Here is a 1,451-nt window from a genome sequence, read left to right as displayed (position 1 = left end):
CTTTTGTCTATTTTATACAAAGAGATTTTTTTGATGATAAATCTTGTGCTTTTTATTATGAACCAACAAAGTACATTGCATAAAATAAAAAAGCATATATAAACAGTAGAGACTGATATAAACTTTTCAGCAAATGGCGTTAGAGGCAGAGAGCCGTCCATAAGTCGAAAATTTTATATCAATCTCTGTATCAAAATAGCCACAACGAAAATAATTCATTGCGAATACAGCTTGATTTATTCTCCCCCCTATACCTGCTCCGTCTCAATTTCTTTTATCAGCTCAATCACCTTTTCCTCTGTTTCTTCTACTTCATCTGCTATCTGTGTAATTGCTTTTCCTTTTGCAAGTTTCTTTCTTATCTGATTTTTTAATTTGTTGTTTTCTCCCTCATTTCTCCCACGATTTTCTCCAATTTCAATTCCACGGGCTTCTCCACGGGCTTCTCCAATTTCAATCCCACGGGCTTCTCCGGCTTCTTCGCCTTTCCTATACTGTTCTTCTCTTTCAAGTCTCATGTGTTCTTCTTCGTCATACTCAAATATCGTCATCGAAATCACCTCTGCCTTGTTTTTTACGAAAAACTCTTTTAGAATACCTTCCTCGATACACTCATCTACTGATTTTTTAACTGCTTCTTCATATGTCATACCGGTTTTATGATATTTTCTGGTTTTTTCAACATATTTTATGTAACCGTCCAGCTCCGGACAGCGTCTTTTCAATTCTTCATTGTAGCTTGGATTTACATTATACTGTGTTACCATAAGTTCAAGCTCCGGGTTTTCAGTTTTGTTTTTATATGCATCTGACAATCTTAATATCTGTTTTTCTTGTTGTTCTTTGCTTCCATAATATAATGTCACAAAATATGGTGTCGGTATTTTCTGTATATATTCAGAATACAGATTCAATTCATGCTCCGCTATATATTTTTCGTATTCATTTGATACATATATAAGTGTTCTAAGCGGCATATTCGGATTGAAAGTTGTCTGAAACTCCGTAAGCAGCATATTAAAATGCAATATTATTGCATTGTCATTTTTTCTGCCAATGTAAATCGCACTGTTTAATGTTACTACTTCAAGTTCATCAGGGTCGGTGTAATCTGTTCTCATTATGCTGTTATATAACGACAATGACTCTTTCTTACCCGAAAAAAGTTTGTATGCGACACCATCTTTGTGGTTTCTGTAAATCCCTGTCTCTTTCGAGCCATTTCTATAATTATTATTGTTGTCCTGTTCCGTATTTTTGTTTGTTAAATCATGTCTTTTCCCCATATACTTTCCTCCATTATAATAATTTTCCTGTAATTTTTCAATTTATTTTGCTGATTGTTTTTTGAAAAAAATTTAAGATTTTAAATATTTGTTGCGTAAAAATAAATTATTTTAGAAGATATTTTTCGATTTGACTTTCTTTTGTTCAAAAAATCAATTTTATCT

At 32.6% G+C, this 1,451-nt stretch carries 1 protein-coding gene; it reads right to left on the bottom strand.

Annotated features, from left to right (window positions below):
* Positions 1 to 248: 248 nt before the first annotated feature.
* Entirely contained in the window at positions 249 to 1,286 is a 1,038-nt protein-coding gene (locus DW721_RS15825) for a hypothetical protein (RefSeq protein ID WP_118746310.1), read from the bottom strand.
* Positions 1,287 to 1,451: the final 165 nt, after the last annotated feature.

The sequence above is a fragment of the Clostridium sp. AM27-31LB genome, from assembly GCF_003480745.1.
Lineage (GTDB): Bacteria > Bacillota > Clostridia > Lachnospirales > Lachnospiraceae > Butyribacter > Butyribacter intestini.
This window is presented reverse-complemented; position numbering and strand designations above follow the sequence as displayed.

Coding starts and splice junctions, on each gene's coding strand:
- DW721_RS15825 (WP_118746310.1), bottom strand. CDS start 1,286: ATGGGGAAAAGACATGATTTAACAAACAAAAATACGGAACAGGACAAC.